Genomic DNA, 16,807 nt, shown 5'->3' with positions numbered 1-16,807 from the left:
GCATTATCCGCTTCGCCGCGCCAGAACCGGCCGCTTCGGCTAATCAGGCAGAACGGCTGTGGAATCCACCACTTTCGCGAAGTCGGCTTCGAGCAGCGCCATTGTCACATCAAAGATGGTGCGGGCAGACAGGTGAGCCGAGGGCATGTCGAAACCGAGTACGGCGTCGCGCACGACCGTCATGTTAAAGCCGAGATCAGCACCCGCCCGAACGGTCGAATTGACGCAGAACCCCGCGACGGCCCCGGTCACGAAAAGGTCGTCGATGCCTTTGTCGCGCAGATAAACGGCCAGATCTGTAGATGCAAAACCCGATGACGTCCTTTTTACGAAAACAGGCTCGTTTTCAAGCGCTTCGGCGCATGGCATCGGCCTGTATCCTGCGGCTTCGGGATGAAGTGGCGACGCACGGTTTTCGTCAGCATGCCGGATGTGAAGGACAGGCAGCCCCTTCCGGCGGAAGGCAGCCGCAAGTTCGGCAATTCGAACCGGAGACGCAGGGTTGACGTGGTCTCGCCCGGCCTCGATTCGATGCTGCATGTCCATCTGCATGTCGATGATAGCCAGAGCCTTCATGATGGCCTTTCCTGTTCTCACGCCGGGTGTCGTGAAACGACCGTAGCACCCTCATTCGGATAGCGGAAATGGGATCAGGGCGATTTAATTGCCCGCACCACGGGACCTGCGCGCAGCTTTCGCTCAGACGCTGGTCCGGTACAGGTCGACAAACGGAAGCCCGACAGTCAGCTTACCCGCCAGAACCGCCGGTACGATGAGCGTCGCAACCGAACCGAACTGCCGCCTCATCTGCAACACGCCATGCCCCCGCTACCTTCCGCCAGGCGGATCCATCTGCTGTCTCAGGCTTTCCCACACGCCATCATGTGTCCGCTCGAAACGAAGCGGCGTGACACTGATATGGGCCGCCGCAAGTGCCGCCGTTTCCGTTCCGGCATCATCCTGCTTTTTCGAACGCCGGAGTTCCAGCCAGTGATAGTTCAGGCCGCGCGGATCCTCGCGGGTCGTGACGCCGATCCCGTCCAGCAGACCTCGGCCCTGCCGGGTCAGCACGAGAGGACCTGCCTGCTCCGGAGGACAATCGGGGAAGTTCACATTCAGGCAGGCGTCGCGAGACCAGGCCAGTCCGGCCAGACGGCGGATCACGTCGGGCGCCAGCGTCCGGGCCGTCTCCCACCGCACGTTGGCACGATCCGTGAACGCCTGACTGAGCGCAATGGAAGGAACACCCAGCAGCATACCCGTCATGGCGGCGCCGACCGTGCCGGAGAAGACCGTTTCCGTACCCAGGTTCGCGCCGCGATTGATGCCTGACAGAATGATATCCGGTGGCATATCGGCCAGCAGGTGTCGGACACCGATCGCCACGCAGTCGCCTGGCGTGCCACCGACTGCGAAGCGGCGTTCACCAGGACGGCTGATCCGCAGCGGATCATGCAGACTGATGGAATGCGACGTGCCGCTCTGGTCATGCACGGGGGCCACAACCCAGACTTCATGGGCCAGTTGCCTTGCAACGTCTTCGAGGACCGCCAGGCCGGGGGCATCGATTCCATCGTCATTGGTCAGCAGCACACGGGAGAAAAGTGGTTCGGTCATGGAGGGCTCCTTGCCGTTCGCTCCATATTGCTATCAATTCATAGCTAATATAAAGTAGCAAATATGAGAGCCATCGTTTCCCCTGAAATCAGCCGGCTGCGTGCGCAGTTGACCCGGCTTGCGCGTCGTCTGCGCCAGGAGGCCCGCAACGATCCGGAATCCTGGACACGCATGCTGGTGATCAGCGCGATCGACCGCCTCGGCAACGCGGCGACGCCCTCGGCCATCGCCCGCATGGAGGATATGCGGTCATCCCAGGTTGCGGCGGTATTACGGGATCTGGAAACATCCGGTCTGGTCGCGCGTCACCCGGATGGGATCGACCGGCGTGTGACCCGGCTTGTCCTGACGGCAACCGGTGACGCGATCCTGATGGAAAGTCGTCATCGACGGGATGCATGGCTTGCCGACGCGATCGCGAGGCAACTCACGTATGAGGAGAGCAAGCTCCTTATACAAGCAGGACAATTGCTGGAACGGCTTGCCGCGCCAGGGGCGGACGACCCGGATCGTCAGGCCGACCTGAAAGCGTGAGTGATAGCACGTGGAAAAAGGAAATGGATTCTTACCTGTTTCTGCGCTCCCGCCCCATCAGCCGTGTTCGCAAACGATATAGGCACCCCAGAAGCATTACCTCCGCGCCCATGAAACGACGCGCCGATCGGCCTGTCCCATGATCGGGGTCCAGGGCCTCAGGCCCTGGTGGGTTCGGGCAACGCCCGACAACACCCCCGGACGATTGCGGCCTCTCCCAAGGTCCGGTTTACTGGGCCATCCCGACCGGAGCCGCTGCATGACCCCACCCGCGCCGCCTTCGCCCCGCCGCCGGATCAGGCGCGTGCTGACCGGGGGGCTGGCCGTGCTGCTGCTGGCCGGGGCCGGGGGGCTGGGATATGGCGCGTGGGTGCTGCGCGCCAGCCGCCCGGTGCTGGCGGGCACGCGGCCCCTGGCGGGTCTGTCCGCCCCGGTGCGGATCGCGCGCGACCGCGACGGCGTGCCGACGCTGACCGCACGCAGCCGCGCCGACCTGGCGCGCGCGCTGGGCTTCCTGCATGGGCAGGAACGGTTTTTCGAAATGGACCTGCTGCGCCGCGTCGGCGCCGGCGAACTGTCCGCCCTGGTCGGCGCCGCCGCCCTGCCGGTCGACCGCGCGCACCGGCTGCACCGCTTCCGCGCCCATGCCCAACGGGTGCTGGCCCGGCAGGACCCGGCCGACCGCGCCCTGCTGTCGGCCTATACCGCCGGCGTCAACGCCGGGCTGCAGGCGCTGGGCCACGCACCGTTCGAATACACGCTGCTGCGCGCGGCGCCCGCCCCGTGGACCGACGCGGATTCCCTGCTGGTCGTCTATGCGATGTATTTCGACCTGCAAAGCGCCGACGGCGGCGCCCAGCGCCTGCGCGCCGCCCTGCGCCGGACGTGGGGGCCCGGGATGGCGGCGTTCCTGGACCCGTCCCTGACGCCGCTGGACGCCCCGGCCGACGGCACGGCCGCCGACGGCCCGCCGATGCCGGCCCGGCTGACGACCCCGCCCCCATCGCCGACCCAGGCATCGACCTCGCCCGCCGCGGCCCCCCCGGCGCCGGAACGCGGATCGAACAATATCGCGGTGTCGGGGCGGCTGACCGCGACCGGGGCCGCCATCGTCGCCGACGACATGCATCTGGGCCTGGGCGTACCCAACATCTGGTACCGCGCCCGCCAGATCGTGCGCGCGGCCCCGGACGCGCCGCCGGTGCTGGACCTTGTGGGCGTCACCCTGCCCGGGCAGCCTTTCCAGGTAGTCGGCAGCAATGGCCACGTCGCCTGGGCCTTCACCGACGGCTATATCGAATCGGGCGACCTGATCACGCTGGACACGCTGCCGGGCGACCCCACCCGGTACCGCACCCCCGACGGCATCCGCGCCATCGAGACGGTGCATGAGACGATCTGCGTCATCCGCGCCGCCTGCCGGCCCGACGACATCGCGCAGACCATCTGGGGCCCGGTCGTGGGACACGACGCCGCCGGCGCCCCGCTGGTGTGGCGCTGGAGCGCCGCCGACGACAACGCCGTGCGCTATGACGGCGTGCGCGCGCTGGAAGGCGCCACGGACGTGCGCGCCGCCCTGGACGCCGCGCACCGCACCGGCCTGCCGCAGGAAAACATGCTGGTCGGCGACAGCGCCGGGCACATCGCCTGGACCATCATCGGCCAGGTGCCGCGACGGATTGATCTGGACGACCAGTTGCCGCATTCCTGGGCCGACGGCACCCACGGCTGGAACGGCTATCTGACGGCGGCCGAGATCCCGGAAATCGTCGACCCGCCGGGCGGCCGGCTGTGGTCTGCCAACGGCCGCGTGGTGGGCGGGCCGGCGCTGGCGCTGCTGGGCGACGGCGGCTATGCCGACGGACTGCGCGCCGGCCGGCTGCGCGACGATCTGAACGCCCGCGACCACTTCGCCGAACCCGACCTGCTGGCGATCGAAACCGACGACCACGCCACCGTGCTGCGCCCGTGGCAGGCCCTGCTGCAACGCGCCATCGACGCGCGGCCCGGCCGGGCGGATCTGGCGGCGCTGCGGGCGCCGGTCGCCGGCTGGGGCGAACATGCCCGCCCGGGCTCGGTCGGCTACCGGCTGGTCAGCACCTTCCGCGCGCGGGCGCTGCACATCGTCTTCGACGCCTATGCCCGCGCGCTGCCGCACCCGCCCGGCGCGGCGTCCGGGCCGCCGCCCCGCATGCCCGCCCGTGCCGGCTGGGCCGTGGAACGCCTGCTGACCGACCAGCCGCCGGCGCTGGTCCCGCCCCCCTATCGCGACTGGGCCGCCGTCACCGACGCGATCCTGGACGCGCTGACCCACGACATTGCCGCCGCCGGGGGTCTGGCACGGTTCGACTGGGGCGCGGTCAACCACGTCGGCATCCACCACCCGCTGGCCCGCGCGGTGCCCGGCCTGGGCTGGCTGACCGATCCGCCGGACGTGCCCGAGGCCGGCGACACCCTGGTGCCCCGCGTCGCCGTCCCCGGCTTCGGCGCGTCCGAACGCCTGGTCGTCAGCCCCGGCCACGAAGCCGCCGGCCTGTTCGACATGCCCATGGGCCAGGCCGGCAACCCCCTGGCCCCCTATTACGGCGCCGGCCAGTCCGCCTGGGTCGCCGGCACGCCCCACCCCCTGCTGCCCGGCGCGGCGCACTGGACGCTGACCCTGACGCCGTAACGACGGCACGGGGGTTGCCCCCTGAGGGCCCTTGGCGGGTTCGGGCAGCCGGCCTCAGGGCGTGCCGGACATCCGGATACGCGCGACCAGCCATGGGCGTTCCTGCCGGTCGTGGCCGCCATGGAAGACCGGCAGGCGCGACCACTGCCCGACCGTCAGCCACAATGTGTCGCCCCGCAGCGCCAGCCCGTCGGGCGAGATCAGGCGCGGATCGTGCGCCACCACCGACAGCGTGCCGTCGGTCGCGCGACGCAGGATGGCGTGGCGTTCCAGATCGGTCAGGTAGAGGCTGCCGTCCGGCGCGGTCGCCATGCCGTCCACCACCCCAGTCTCGCCCTCGTCCCGCACGGCGCGCGCCAGTGCCGCCGGGGTGGCCTGGGGGTCGCCCAGCACGGCGGTCGGCGCGCTGTACAGCCTGCGCCCCGACAGGGGCTGCCAATACAGCGTCGCGCTGTCGGGGCTGATCGCGATTCCGTCGGCGCCCCCCTGCCCCATGGCGGGGTGGGCCAGGTCGAAGCGGTGCATCTGCCCGTCGACCTCCATCGCGAAGCCCGGCGTCGGGCGGGTGGAGGCGTCGCCATCCAGCACCCGCCATGCCTTTTCGCTGGCCAGATCGACGACGATGATCGCCGGATGGTCGGCCAGGGACGTATCGGTGATGAAGGCCAGGCCCGCGTCGCCGTGCGTCAGGTCGATCCGCAGGTCGTTGGCGTGGCTGTCCGGGCGGATCGCCGGCGCCCGCAGCGGCAGGACCCTGACCCCCTCGCCACCCGGCGCGGGGTCGACCATCACCAGCGCCGGCGTCGCCGGGCCGGTGGCGCCGGCCACGGTGCCCTCGTCGACGATCCAGATCCGTCCGCGCGTGTCCAGCGTCATGCCCAGGGGCGAGACCAGCCGGCCCTGCGTCGCGGCGTCGGGATAGGCAACCAGCCCGGGCGGGCCGTCAGGGGACGTCGTCAGCCGCGCCAGCCTCGGCCCCGCATGATCCTGCGCGCTGCGGGGAAAGCCGAGGATCACGCTGCCGTCGGGCAGCACGACGATGCCCGACGGCTGCATGTCCGAAAAGCGCGCCGCGACGGCCACGTTTCCCGAGGGCACGGCGCCATGATCCACGCTGTCCGCCGCGCGTGCGCCACACGGTGCCGCCGCCAGAAGCGCCCCCATCAGTACACAGCGTGCGCCTGCCGCGCGTGTCCACCCGCCGCCCCGCCCCGTCAGAACCCCGGAAACCATCGCATCCCACCTCTCATTCCCTGTGTGTGCGTACCCCCCGCCACACGGGATTGACGCACAAGTGATCGAACGCGGCCGCGCCCGCCCGCCGCTTTGACTTTGCGTCCTCCGGCACCATCAGACATACAGATAACTTTCATGCATAGCTATGCAATGGCCGCAACGACACGGCAAAACGCCTGATGCCCGCGTGATGAAACGCACGCGTCAGGACATTCCCGGCCGACGCGAACGACGGCGGCACCCGACCGCGAAGGGACCCAGCAATGGCAAGCTCAGGCACGACGGACATCGCGCACGACCTGCACGCAAGCGAAACGCACAGGCGCGCCTTTTCGGTCATGCCGGCCATCGAGCGACTGGGTGACCGCACCGCATCCGCGCGGCGCTATGTCTCGATCGCCGCCGCCGTGGCGGCCGTGGGCGGCCTGCTGTTCGGGTACGATACCGGCATCATCGCCTCCGCGCTGATTTTCGTCACGCAGAGCTTCTCGCTTTCCACATCGGGGCAGGAATGGGTCGCGGCCGCGTTGAACATCGGGGCGATATTCGGCGCCGTTTCCAGCGGGCCGGTATCGGACCGGTGGGGGCGACGCCCCGCCATCATGGTCGCGGCCGTCATTTTCATCGTGGCGTCGATCGGCTGCGGCCTGGCGCCGACCGTCGGCGTCCTGATCTTCGCCCGGCTGTGGCTTGGCATGGCCATCGGCGCCACCACGCAGATCGTCCCGGTCTATGTCGCCGAACTTGCGCCCGCCGAACGGCGCGGCGGCCTGGTGTCGCTGTTCCAGCTGGTCTTTTCCCTCGGGCTGCTGCTGGCCTTCTTCGTGGGCTACGTATTGTCGGGGCGGCCCGAAGCCTGGCGGCCCATGTTCATGCTGGGCGCGATCCCGGCGCTGCTTCTGGCCCTGGGCATGATGTTTCTGCCCGAGAGCCCGCGCTGGCTGCTGCATCACCGGCAGGAACGGCGGGCGGTTTCGATCCTGTACAAGCTGCGGGGCCATCATCGGGACGTTCGCCGCGAACTGAACGCCGTGCTGACGGTCGGCGATACCGAAACGCCACAGGCGGGGTGGGCGGATCTGCGCCGCCGCTGGGTGCGCCCGGCCCTGGTCGCCGCCCTGGGCATCGCCGCCCTGTCGCAGCTTTCAGGCCCCAACGTGATCGTCTATTACGCGCCGATCATCCTGTCGCACACGGGGCTGGCCCATTCCGCCGCCCTGCTGACATCGGTCTCGGTCGGGGTGACGTCCACCATCACCACGGCAATGGGCATCGCGCTGATCGACAAGGTCGGGCGGCGGCGGATGATGCTGGTCATGCTGCCTTTCGCCGCCCTGTCGCTCTTCGTGCTCGGCGCCGTGTTCCTGAACCCCGCGCCGCTGGGCGGCGTCCGCATGGTGCTCATGGTCGTGTCGCTGCTGGGCTATATCTTCTTCAATTTCGGCTCTCTTTCGGTCGCGGTCTGGCTGGTCGCGGCAGAAGTCTTCCCCCTCGTCATCCGCAGCAAGGCAATGGGGCTGGCCAGCGCCACCGTGTGGCTGTCCGACACCATCGTCTCGCTTGTCACCCTGTCGCTGGTTCAGACCCTGGGCACCACCGGAACCTTCTGGCTGTTCGGCGCCATCAACGTCATCGCGTTCCTGTTCGTCTGGAAATACGTGCCGGAAACGGTCGGGACCAGCCTGGAGGAGATCGAGGAATCGTTGCGGGCCGGCATGTTCCGGCCGGCAGGCCCCAGGGCGCTGCCCTGAAACCCGCCAAAGGGCTTCGGGCAACGCCCGGGGCGCCGCCGCTTCGCTCAGGCGTTCAGATAGATGGTCTGCGTCTCGACATAGGCTTCCAGGCCATGCTGGCCGTCCTCGCCGCCGATACCGCTGTCGCGATAGCCGTGATGGAAGCCGTGCGCGGCCTCGCCGCCCTCGCGGTTCACATAGACCTCGCCGAATTCAAGGTCGGCGTTGATCTTCATGATCCGCTCCAAACTGTTGGTGAACACATAGGCCGACAGACCGTAGCGGGAGTTGTTGGCCTGCCGGATCGCGTCCTCGTAGCTGTCGACCCTGATCAGCGACAGAACCGGGCCGAAAACCTCGTTCTGCGTGATGTCCATCGCCTCGGTCACACCGGTCAGCAGCGTGGGCGCATAGAACTGCCCCTTGTCGTAGAGGCCGCCGGTCAGGCGCGCGCCGCCGAATTCGAGTTTCGCACCCTGTTCGACCGCCCGCCTGACCATCCCGTCCACTTTTTCCAGCTCCGGACCACAGACCTTCGGGCCCATGTCCGTCGCCTCGTCCAGCGGGTTGCCGACTTTCAGTTTCCGGATGCGGCCGCGCAGCTTTTCGGCGAAGGCGTCATAGATCTTCGCATCGACATAGGTGCGCTCGTTCGCCGTGCAGACCTGTCCGGCATTGCCGAAGCGCGCCACGACGGCGGCTTCCACCGCGCGGTCGATATCCGCGTCGTCCGCCACGATGAACGGCGCCTTGCCGCCCAGTTCCAGCCGCACGATTTTCAGATGTTCCGCCGCGGCCGCCATGATCTTCCTGCCCGCCGGCGTGCTGCCGGTCATGGTGATCAGGCGGGTATCGGGATGCGCCACCAGCGGCACGCCGACGCGCGGACCATCGCCGGTGACGATATTGACCACACCGGGCGGAATTTCCGCCTCGGCCACCAGCTTCGCCAGTTCCAGCGCGGCCAGCGGCGTCATTTCATGCGGCTTGACGACGATGGTATTGCCCGCCGCCAGCGCCGGGCCCAGCTTGCGCGCCACCAGCGCCAGCGGGAAATTCCACGCGGCGATGGCGCCCACCACACCAACCGGCTTGCGGTCGATCAGGATCTTCTCGCCCGGGCGCGCGCCGGGCAGAATCTCGCCTTCCAGACGCCGCGCATTCTCGGCGGCGAAACGCAGCAGATCGGCGGCAAAGCCCACCTCGACGCGCGCTTCCCGGATCGGCTTGCCCATTTCCTGCGTGATCGTGCGCGCCAGATGCTCGGCGTCGCGTTTGATCAGGCCGACGAGGCGATACAGATAATCCGCCCGCTCGGTCGCGATGCGGCGGCGCCAGTGGGGCATCGCCTCCTTCGCGGCCGCGACGGCAACGTCGACGTCCTCGGCCGTGCCGTTGGCGACCTGCGCCAGCGTCTCGCCCGTTGCGGGGTTTTCCACGGCAAGGCGCTCGCCCCTGCTTGCAGCCGTCCAACGACCATTGATGAAAAGATCGTAGTTTTGTTGCAAAGCCATGCTTTCCTCCTCTCCGACCCGACGGGTGTGGACCCGCGATGGGGACGATGCAAGAGTCAACGACAGCATGGCGAAAAGTTGCGGCCTCGGGCCGTGAAAGATGGGTCAGGCGTCCGGCGGTCCACCCACGATCATACGTGGGTTGCAGCGCGGGCAGGTCGGCCCCTGCCGACAGACCCGACGCTTCCCGCGGATCGGAAACGTCATGCCGCCATCCCGGAGAGCGCATCGACTCCTTTGAAAATCCTTCCTCATCCTGGCTTTTCCTCATCGGACAGCCACGCCGCATCAATCGCGCGCAGGGACATCGCCGCGACCTCCGGCACGTCAAGCGACGGAACACGGGCCATCGTGGCATAGATGGCGCCGATATCCGTTCCGAACATCGGTGGATCATTCACGCAGGAAACGGGAAACAGACCGGCCTCTTTCATCGCCTTCAACGTGGGCCAGCGTTGTTCCAGCCGCTACGGCACGCAGGTATGCGCGCACACGGTAAAGGCCACCCCGCGCTCGCGGCAGCGGCAGGTCAGCGCCGGGCCGGCAGATTGTAGCCGTGGTCGATGCGGTCGCACCCCGGAACGTCCAGGCAGGTCTGGACATTGCGCGGAGGGGCCTACGTCTGGCTGTCCTCGCCGGACCGGGCCAGGGCGTACGCCGCGCGGAACAGTTCCGGCGGTCCCTTGAACTCCGCGCAATCCAGCCCGATCCCGATCACCTCGTCACGCGGATGGGCGATGACTGACCATCGCCAGGCGGGGGCGCCCGCGGCCCGCCCCGGAACCTAGCGGATTCCCATCGCCTTCATCTTGCGATACAGCGTCGCGCGGCCGATCCCCAGGTTGCGCGCCGTCACGCTGGCATTCCCCTGCGCCAGGCTCAGGGCCGCGCGGATGACATGTTCCTCGGCCCGCTGGAAGCTGATCTCGTCGCCGGCCTCCAGCCGGGTCAGCAGGTTCGGATGCGTGCGGATCATGTCGTCGGTCCAGCCCGTGAGCGCCCGCGCGGCATAGGTCGCACCCGTGACCTCGCCGTCGGCGTTCAGCGCGACCAGCGGGGCCGAACAGCCGGCCGCCACCCCCAGGGTCAGGACCTGCTGGCCCTCATGACGGGCGCGGAACAGCTGCTCCTCGATGCGTCGGCCAGCCTGCATCAGCGTGTCCAGCACCAGCGACGCCACGGGGCGCGTCGTGTCGCCGTTAAACGCCGCCAAATTGATCGCTCCCGCCACGCGGCCCCGCCCATCGAAAATCGGCACGGCATAACTCGCCAGAAGCGAAAAGCAGAACCGCCAGTGCTCGCCCTCGCCCAGAAACAGCGGGCAGCCATCCTGCACCGCCGTCCCGATGCCGTTGGTGCCCGCCACCCGCTCGTTCCACAGCGCCCCTTCGCGCAACTGCAACCGCCGGCAGACCGGGCGATGCGCCTCGTCGATGCAGCGCGCCAGGATCATCGCGTCCGGGTCGGCCAGCAGGACCATCAGGCCCAGCCCCTGCACCAGGGTGAACAGCCGCCCCATTTCGGGCATCGCCGTTTTCAGGAAGGCCCCCGACGGGCCGCTGGCATGGCGGAATTCCGCCCCGGACAGCACATCGGCCGTCCATCCCTGCGCGGGGTCAAGCTGATAGGACCGCGAACACCGCTGCCAGGATTTGGCAACCTCGCCCGCGCCCGGCACCACCGGAACAGGCCCCGGGGGGCGAGGGGCCGTGTCCTTACCGCAAGCCGATTTCATCTTCGCCGACCGTCCGCGCATCCGTTGACACCCTCTCCGGTCCGGAGAGGCAGCTCACTTATACAGCATAAGACATGCTGTCATACGCATTTTGTGTCACGCTCCGGCGCGCGCGCCCGCCGTCACCACAGATAGACGAGTTTTATGTAATATGCGTTGCTTTCCGGAATGTTGCGGCCGTCGACCGAGTGCGCATAGCGCGCGGTGAAGGAAAAATCCTTCGCGATGTTGAACATGACGCCCGTGCCCAGCGCCACCTCGCGGCTGTTCGACTCCGCCACGTCCCGGCGGGCCGTGCGGTCGTAGGTGCCCGTCACGTTCTGCCAGTCCAGCGCGAAGAAGGGCTCGATCAGGCGCGTGGCTTTCCAGCTGAACCGCAGGTTGCTGTAGAACACCACGCCGGGCGAATAGCTGTGTTCGCCCTTGACGTGCTTCGTCGACCCGACGACGGTGCCGACATCCCCGTCGAAGCTGAAATGCCGCCATTCGTAATCGAAAATCAGGCTCGATATATTCGACCAGTAGTTGGGCGACGTCGCATCCCGCGTCCCCACAGGCGTCTGCATGAAGGTCTGGATGCCGAACGTGCTGTGGCTGTTGGGCTTGAACCACGCCGCCGGGCCGACGATGGTCGGGCCGAACCCGCCGTAATTCGTGCCATGGGCCAGGGTGTAGCTTTCGCTCTGGATCAGTTCGAAGGCGAAGCCGACATGCGGAATCGCATCGAAGCTGCGAAAATGGACATATTTCGTCAGGCCCGACCAGGTGTGGCTGCCGCCCACGGCCGTCCGCTGCCCCAGGGAGTTGTAGGAACTGCCGGCCGCGTTGCCGTCGCCGTACTGCACCAGCACGTTGAAGGGTTTGAAATCGACCGGCAGGTCATATTCATGCGGACCGATGATGCCAAGCGTGACATCCGCCGCGCGCGCCGCCCGCGCGCCGAACAGCGCGACGGAGGCGACGCCGAGACGGACCACGGCACGACGCCATTCCGATTTTTCCGTCCGATACATAAGGAAATTCCGTAGAGAAACGCGGGGGAGTGAATGCCGCTCCGGCGGCAAGCCTCAAGGCACTGAAACCCGCCAGAGGCCATCGGCTCATGATCGGGGTCCAGGGCCTCAGGCCCTGGCGGGTTCGGGCAGCGCCCGATTTTCTCCCGCCAGGGTTGGTCTTATTGCGCCGGCACGCCCTGCGCGCCGTCCAGCGTATAGGCGATGATGTAGTCGCCGCTGCGCGTGCCCAGGCCGCCATGGCCGCCGGCCGCGATCAGCACGTACTGCTTGCCGCCGATCTCGTAGGACATCGGCGTGGCCTGTCCGCCCGCCGGCAGGCGGTCGTTCCAGATCACCTTGCCCGTCGCCAGGTCGAAGGCCCGCAGATAATCGTCCGCCGTGGCGCCCATGAACACGACACCGCCCTTGGTCACGATGTTGCCGCCGATATTATACATGCCAGTCGGCAGGGGCAGGTTGTTGTGCGTGCGGAAGGGCCCGGTGTCGCGCGTCGTGCCCACCGGATGCTGCCAGACGATTTTCTTGGTCACGAGGTCGATCGCCGTCAGCGTGCCCCAGACCGGCCCCTTGCAGGGAATCTGCAGCGGATTCAGCCAGGGATTGGTAAAGGCGATATACGGCGTGCCGTAATCCGGCGACACCGAAAGCGCATCGCCCTTCGCCGCGGGTTCCTCGCCCTGCCCGCTCCATTTCGGCAGCGTGCCCGAGCCTTCCAGCGTCTGGCGCTTGTCCAGCTTGATGCGGAACGGCAGGTAACTTGCATTGGCCAGCAGGATCTTGCGCTGCGGGTCGATCGTGATGCCCTGCCAGTCCACCACACCGTAGAACGCCGGATAGACGATCGTGGTCTTGCCGACATGCGGCGGCGTGAACTGCCCCTCGTAGGCCGACTGGCGATACTCGATGCGGCACATCATCTGGTCCAGCAGCGTCGCGCCCCACATGTCGCTTTCCCGCAGGTTCGGGGGCGTCAGGCTGGGCATCGCCACCGGATAGGGCTGCGTGGGCGACACACGGTCGTCAGGCGCATGGCCCGCCGTGGGCACAGGCCGTTCCTCGACCGGATAGCCCGGCACCGGCTGCCCGGTGCGGCGGTCCAGGACGAAGAATTCGCCACGCTTCGTGCTCTGCACCAGCGCGGGCACGCTCTCGCCGTTCGGGCCGGGCAGTTCCACCATGGACGGGCCGGACGGAAGGTCCATGTCCCACAGGTCGTGATGCACGGTCTGGTACGTCCACCGCCGCTCGCCCGTCACGATATCCAGCGCGATCGTCGCCGACGATGTCGCATCGTCGAACGGACGGCGCGAGCCACCCCAATTGTCGGGCGGCGCATTGCCCGTGGGGATATAGACCATCCCCAGGGCCGGGTCGGCCGTATAGACGCCCCAGGCATTGGGCGTGTCGCGCGTCAGCACGTCGTCCGGGCCGGGCTTCCAGGTCTCGGGCGTATGGCCGGCATCCCACGCCCAGGCGATTTCGCCCGTCGTCGCATCGAATGCGCGGATGGCGCCGGAGGGCTCGAAATTCGCCTGGTTGTCGAAGATCCACCCGCCGGTGATCAGGCGGTTCCTGGCCACCATCGGCGGCGAGGTGATGAAATGGAAGCCATGCGGCACGTGGCCCAGATACTGGCGCATGGAAATGAAGCCATGGTCGCCGAAATCGTCGCAGGGTTTGCCCGTCTCGGCATCCAGGGCCACCATGCGCACATCCGCCACCGGCGAATAGATGCGCGTCCGGCAGTTGGTCTGGATCTCGTCGGGGATGCGGTAATAGGTCACGCCACGGCAGGCCAGATAGACGTTCTTCGCCAGGTCGGCCGTCGCCGGATGGGGGTCGAACTTCCATTTCACCTTGCCGGTGGCGGCATCCAGCGCCATCACCCAGCTATGCGGCGTGCACATGTACAGCGTGTTGCCGACCTTGATGGGCGTCAGTTCCAGATTGAACTCGTGCCCCTGGTCCGGTCCCGCCACGGTGCCTTCGCCATCCTGCTGCACATCGCCCGTGCGCGTCAGCCAGGCCCGCTTCAGGGTGCCGATGTTCGCGGGCGTGATCTGGCCCAGCGGCGAATAGCGGTCGCCCCCCACCGTGCGGCCATAGGCCGACCAGTCGGCATCGGCCACACCTTCGGATGCCGGGTCGGGCTGTCCCTGCGCCGCCATGCGCTCGGCGGGCACCGTCCCGTCGATCGAATAGCTGCCGAAGCAACTGGCCACCAGCGCCAGGCCGGAAATCGCGACCGCGCCCAGTACCTCGCGCTTGTCGGCCAGCCAGCCCGCGCCGGCCCGCCAGACCCACGGTAGCAACAGCCACGCGCCCAGGCCGACCAACATCATCAGACGGACCTCAAGGCCCCAGATGTCGAACCCGACCTCGAACAGCGCCCACAGCGTGGCCACCAGCAGGAACACCGCATAGATGCGGTTGGCCAGCTTCGGCATCCGGATGCCGCAGAACGCCACGCCCAGCATGACGGCGCCCGCCAGAATATAGAACCACGAACCGCCCAGAAACAGCAGTTGCGCCCCACCGAAGAAAAGAAAAAGCCCGATCAGGGCAAACAACGCCGAGGTTATGATAGACAATAACCTCCCGATACCTTCTCGCATGCCGCGTTTCTCTCTAGAAGTTTTCATGGCCACACATGCGCGGCAGTATCGGCGTACTGTCCCCGCGGGCCGGCGCCCCTGATCAGCATGGCGCCCGTACGGGACGCCATGCCGATCAGCGATATGCTCACGCAGGGTTGTTCCAGGATCGCCCGACTGTCTCATGGGTGAGACAGGTCGCGGCGGCGGCAGCGCGCCCCGACCTTCCTTTTCCCCGCCGACTGGTGTCTATGGGACGGCACCCCGCCCACGAGAACCGGCCCCCATGTACACACCCCCCGCCTTTCGCACCGACGACCTGCCCACCCTGCACGCCATGATGCGCGCGGCCCGGCTGGCGACGCTGATCACCGCCACCGCCGAGGGGCCGCTGGTCACGCCCCTGCCCCTGCTGCTGGCCGAAGACGAGGGCGAATACGGCGTGCTGTACGGCCACGTCGCCCGCGCCAACGCCCAATGGAGCACGCCCGCGACCGGCCCGGCGGTGGCCCTGTTCATGGGGCCGGACGCCTATGTCTCGCCCGGCTGGTACGCGGGCAAGCACGAACACGGCAAGGTGGTGCCGACCTGGAACTACACCGCCGTGCAGGCCGCCGGCCCGGCCGAATTCTTCGACGATGCCGACCGGCTGCGCGACATCGTCACCCGCCTGACCGACCGGCACGAGGCCGGGCGCCCCGCCCCCTGGGCGGTGTCCGACGCGCCGGACGCCTTCATCGCGGCCCAGTTGCGCGGCATCGTCGGCCTGCGCCTGCCGATCGCCCGGCTGGAGGGCAAGCGCAAGCTCAGCCAGAACCGCACCGCCGAGGACCGCACCCGCGTGGCCGACGCCCTGGCTGCCGGCCCCGACCCCGCCGACCAGGCCCTCGCCGCCCTGATCCCGCGCTGACCCCCGGCACGGTGACGTTTTCGTGCGATCTTCTCCGCCCCCTTGTCCGCCGTAATGGCGTCCCCACGCTTAGGGGACCAGACAAGAGGAGAGAGACCCATGTCCGACTCTACTGTGACCAGCGGCCAGACCGAGACGCATGAACTGATCGCCTCGGACAAGGTCGAGGGAACTGCCGTCTATTCCCGTGACGGCGAAAGGCTTGGTACCGTCAAGCATTTCATGGTCGACAAGCTGACCGGCCACGTCACCTATGCGGTGATGAGCTTCGGTGGCTTCCTGGGGATCGGCAACAGCTATCATCCCCTGCCGTGGAGTTCCCTGACCTACGATCCGGCACAAGGCGGGTACGTGGTCGACCTGACCCGCGAGCAACTGCAATCCGCCCCGGTCTACACCGAAGACACGATGCCGAACTGGAGCGACGACATGTACAGCCGTGGAATCGACGATTATTATCGCCGGCCCACGGATTTGTAGGACCGATCGCGTTCGCCGCACCGCGCGTCGCGCGCCCCATCGGGCGTGCGGCGTCGTGGTTGGGCGTTTCTTCAGGCTGCCCGTCCGGTTTCAGGCGACGACGGGCCGCCGGCCTCTGTCAGAGCATGACGGACGATCTGTCCCCCGCCATGCAGCCCCAGTCCACCCATGACACAGGCCACGACAAGATCGGGCCAGCCCGTTCCGGTCCCGAATACGCCGAGCGCGGCGAGCAGGACGGCCAGATTCCCGATGGCGTCGTTTCTGGAGCAGATCCAGACGGAACGCATGTTCGCGTCGCCATTGCGGAAGCAATACAGCATCAGGGCGACCGCCCCGTTGGCCACCAGCGCTGCGGCGCCGACAATCCCCATGGTTTCCGCCTGCGGCAATGTTCCGATCCAGGCATGCCGGACCGTATCGCCCAGCACCCACAGGGCAAAAACCAGCATCGTCGCCCCCTTGAGCAGGGCTGCCCGGCTGCGCCAGGCCAGCGCCATGCCGGTTACGGCCAGACTGATGGCGTAATTGGCCGTGTCTCCGAAAAAATCCAGCGCGTCGGCCTGAAGCGATGCCGAACCTGCCATGACACCCGCTACGGTTTCGGTCAGGAAAAAACCGCCGTTGATCAGCAGCGCGGTCCACAGCGCCCGTCGCCACCGAACGGTCTGCCGCGCTGCTGCGGACGAGGTGCCGGGACAACGGGAATCATGGCAGCAGGGCATGGCGGCGCTCTCGACTGGGGGTGGAGAGCACGCCATATCCAC

The 16,807-nt window shown here is 67.7% G+C and carries 14 protein-coding genes; 5 read left to right on the top strand and 9 right to left on the bottom strand.

What is annotated here, in order from left to right:
• Window positions 1-39: 39 nt before the first annotated feature.
• Both HLH34_RS09595 and surE read right to left on the bottom strand, forming a co-directional pair.
• Window positions 40-576 carry an isochorismatase family protein gene (locus HLH34_RS09595; protein ID WP_220792113.1) on the bottom strand — a complete coding sequence of 179 codons (537 nt, stop codon included), beginning with the start codon at window positions 574-576 and terminating at the stop codon, window positions 40-42.
• Between the two features lie 252 nt (window positions 577-828).
• The gene (gene surE / locus HLH34_RS09590; protein ID WP_183119372.1) at window positions 829-1,617 is read right to left on the bottom strand and encodes a 5'/3'-nucleotidase SurE; all 789 of its coding nucleotides are present in this window, start codon (window positions 1,615-1,617) and stop codon (window positions 829-831) included.
• A gap of 63 nt (window positions 1,618-1,680) precedes the next feature.
• Between surE and HLH34_RS09585 the strand changes: the two genes are divergently transcribed.
• Both HLH34_RS09585 and HLH34_RS09580 read left to right on the top strand, forming a co-directional pair.
• Window positions 1,681-2,151, top strand: coding sequence for a MarR family winged helix-turn-helix transcriptional regulator (locus tag HLH34_RS09585; protein WP_183119371.1), 471 nt, complete (start codon window positions 1,681-1,683; stop codon window positions 2,149-2,151).
• A gap of 259 nt (window positions 2,152-2,410) precedes the next feature.
• Window positions 2,411-4,822, top strand: a complete 2,412-nt coding sequence (locus tag HLH34_RS09580; RefSeq protein WP_183119370.1) for a penicillin acylase family protein — start codon at window positions 2,411-2,413, stop codon at window positions 4,820-4,822.
• A 54-nt stretch (window positions 4,823-4,876) separates the two neighbouring features.
• Here the strand turns inward: HLH34_RS09580 and HLH34_RS09575 are convergent, their stop codons facing one another.
• Complete coding sequence (locus tag HLH34_RS09575) at window positions 4,877-5,986, bottom strand: major royal jelly family protein (RefSeq protein ID WP_244959846.1); 1,110 nt, start codon at window positions 5,984-5,986, stop codon at window positions 4,877-4,879.
• Between the two features lie 335 nt (window positions 5,987-6,321).
• Between HLH34_RS09575 and HLH34_RS09570 the strand changes: the two genes are divergently transcribed.
• Entirely contained in the window at window positions 6,322-7,809 is a 1,488-nt protein-coding gene (locus HLH34_RS09570) for a sugar porter family MFS transporter (RefSeq protein ID WP_183119368.1), read from the top strand.
• A 47-nt stretch (window positions 7,810-7,856) separates the two neighbouring features.
• Here HLH34_RS09570 and aldA read toward each other — a convergent pair whose 3' ends face one another.
• From aldA to HLH34_RS09545, 5 genes are all read right to left on the bottom strand, one after another.
• Window positions 7,857-9,305, bottom strand: a complete 1,449-nt coding sequence (aldA, locus tag HLH34_RS09565; RefSeq protein WP_183119367.1) for an aldehyde dehydrogenase — start codon at window positions 9,303-9,305, stop codon at window positions 7,857-7,859.
• Window positions 9,306-9,556: 251 nt separating this feature from the next.
• Window positions 9,557-9,691 carry a hypothetical protein gene (locus tag HLH34_RS19625; RefSeq protein WP_264784297.1) on the bottom strand — a complete coding sequence of 45 codons (135 nt, stop codon included), beginning with the start codon at window positions 9,689-9,691 and terminating at the stop codon, window positions 9,557-9,559.
• A gap of 398 nt (window positions 9,692-10,089) precedes the next feature.
• Window positions 10,090-11,040: a helix-turn-helix domain-containing protein gene (locus HLH34_RS09555; protein WP_183119366.1), complete on the bottom strand. Its 951-nt coding sequence runs from the start codon at window positions 11,038-11,040 to the stop codon at window positions 10,090-10,092.
• Between the two features lie 122 nt (window positions 11,041-11,162).
• Entirely contained in the window at window positions 11,163-12,053 is an 891-nt protein-coding gene (locus HLH34_RS09550) for a transporter (protein ID WP_183119365.1), read from the bottom strand.
• A gap of 161 nt (window positions 12,054-12,214) precedes the next feature.
• Complete coding sequence (locus tag HLH34_RS09545; RefSeq protein WP_183119364.1) at window positions 12,215-14,671, bottom strand: membrane-bound PQQ-dependent dehydrogenase, glucose/quinate/shikimate family; 2,457 nt, start codon at window positions 14,669-14,671, stop codon at window positions 12,215-12,217.
• A 265-nt stretch (window positions 14,672-14,936) separates the two neighbouring features.
• Between HLH34_RS09545 and HLH34_RS09540 the strand changes: the two genes are divergently transcribed.
• Together HLH34_RS09540 and HLH34_RS09535 are read left to right on the top strand one after the other, a co-directional pair.
• Window positions 14,937-15,560, top strand: a complete 624-nt coding sequence (locus HLH34_RS09540; RefSeq protein ID WP_183119363.1) for an FMN-binding negative transcriptional regulator — start codon at window positions 14,937-14,939, stop codon at window positions 15,558-15,560.
• A 99-nt stretch (window positions 15,561-15,659) separates the two neighbouring features.
• Window positions 15,660-16,040, top strand: coding sequence for a PRC-barrel domain-containing protein (locus tag HLH34_RS09535; RefSeq protein WP_183119362.1), 381 nt, complete (start codon window positions 15,660-15,662; stop codon window positions 16,038-16,040).
• A gap of 71 nt (window positions 16,041-16,111) precedes the next feature.
• On the opposite strand, the gene HLH34_RS09530 is transcribed toward HLH34_RS09535, so the two are convergent.
• Window positions 16,112-16,765: a cation transporter gene (locus tag HLH34_RS09530; protein WP_183119605.1), complete on the bottom strand. Its 654-nt coding sequence runs from the start codon at window positions 16,763-16,765 to the stop codon at window positions 16,112-16,114.
• Window positions 16,766-16,807 lie beyond the last annotated feature (42 nt).

Source organism: Gluconacetobacter azotocaptans (assembly GCF_014174355.1).
GTDB lineage: Bacteria > Pseudomonadota > Alphaproteobacteria > Acetobacterales > Acetobacteraceae > Gluconacetobacter > Gluconacetobacter azotocaptans.
This window is presented reverse-complemented; position numbering and strand designations above follow the sequence as displayed.

Excerpts from the sequence above, each read along its gene's own strand:
- HLH34_RS09595 (WP_220792113.1), bottom strand. The coding sequence starts at position 576 with ATGAAGGCTCTGGCTATCATCGACATGCAGATGGACATGCAGCATCGA.
- surE (WP_183119372.1), bottom strand. The coding sequence starts at position 1,617 with ATGACCGAACCACTTTTCTCCCGTGTGCTGCTGACCAATGACGATGGA.
- HLH34_RS09585 (WP_183119371.1), top strand. The coding sequence starts at position 1,681 with ATGAGAGCCATCGTTTCCCCTGAAATCAGCCGGCTGCGTGCGCAGTTG.
- HLH34_RS09580 (WP_183119370.1), top strand. The coding sequence starts at position 2,411 with ATGACCCCACCCGCGCCGCCTTCGCCCCGCCGCCGGATCAGGCGCGTG.
- HLH34_RS09575 (WP_244959846.1), bottom strand. The coding sequence starts at position 5,986 with ATGGGGGCGCTTCTGGCGGCGGCACCGTGTGGCGCACGCGCGGCGGAC.
- HLH34_RS09570 (WP_183119368.1), top strand. The coding sequence starts at position 6,322 with ATGGCAAGCTCAGGCACGACGGACATCGCGCACGACCTGCACGCAAGC.
- aldA (WP_183119367.1), bottom strand. The coding sequence starts at position 9,305 with ATGGCTTTGCAACAAAACTACGATCTTTTCATCAATGGTCGTTGGACG.
- HLH34_RS19625 (WP_264784297.1), bottom strand. The coding sequence starts at position 9,691 with ATGTTCGGAACGGATATCGGCGCCATCTATGCCACGATGGCCCGTGTT.
- HLH34_RS09555 (WP_183119366.1), bottom strand. The coding sequence starts at position 11,040 with ATGAAATCGGCTTGCGGTAAGGACACGGCCCCTCGCCCCCCGGGGCCT.
- HLH34_RS09550 (WP_183119365.1), bottom strand. The coding sequence starts at position 12,053 with ATGTATCGGACGGAAAAATCGGAATGGCGTCGTGCCGTGGTCCGTCTC.
- HLH34_RS09545 (WP_183119364.1), bottom strand. The coding sequence starts at position 14,671 with ATGCGAGAAGGTATCGGGAGGTTATTGTCTATCATAACCTCGGCGTTG.
- HLH34_RS09540 (WP_183119363.1), top strand. The coding sequence starts at position 14,937 with ATGTACACACCCCCCGCCTTTCGCACCGACGACCTGCCCACCCTGCAC.
- HLH34_RS09535 (WP_183119362.1), top strand. The coding sequence starts at position 15,660 with ATGTCCGACTCTACTGTGACCAGCGGCCAGACCGAGACGCATGAACTG.
- HLH34_RS09530 (WP_183119605.1), bottom strand. The coding sequence starts at position 16,765 with ATGCCCTGCTGCCATGATTCCCGTTGTCCCGGCACCTCGTCCGCAGCA.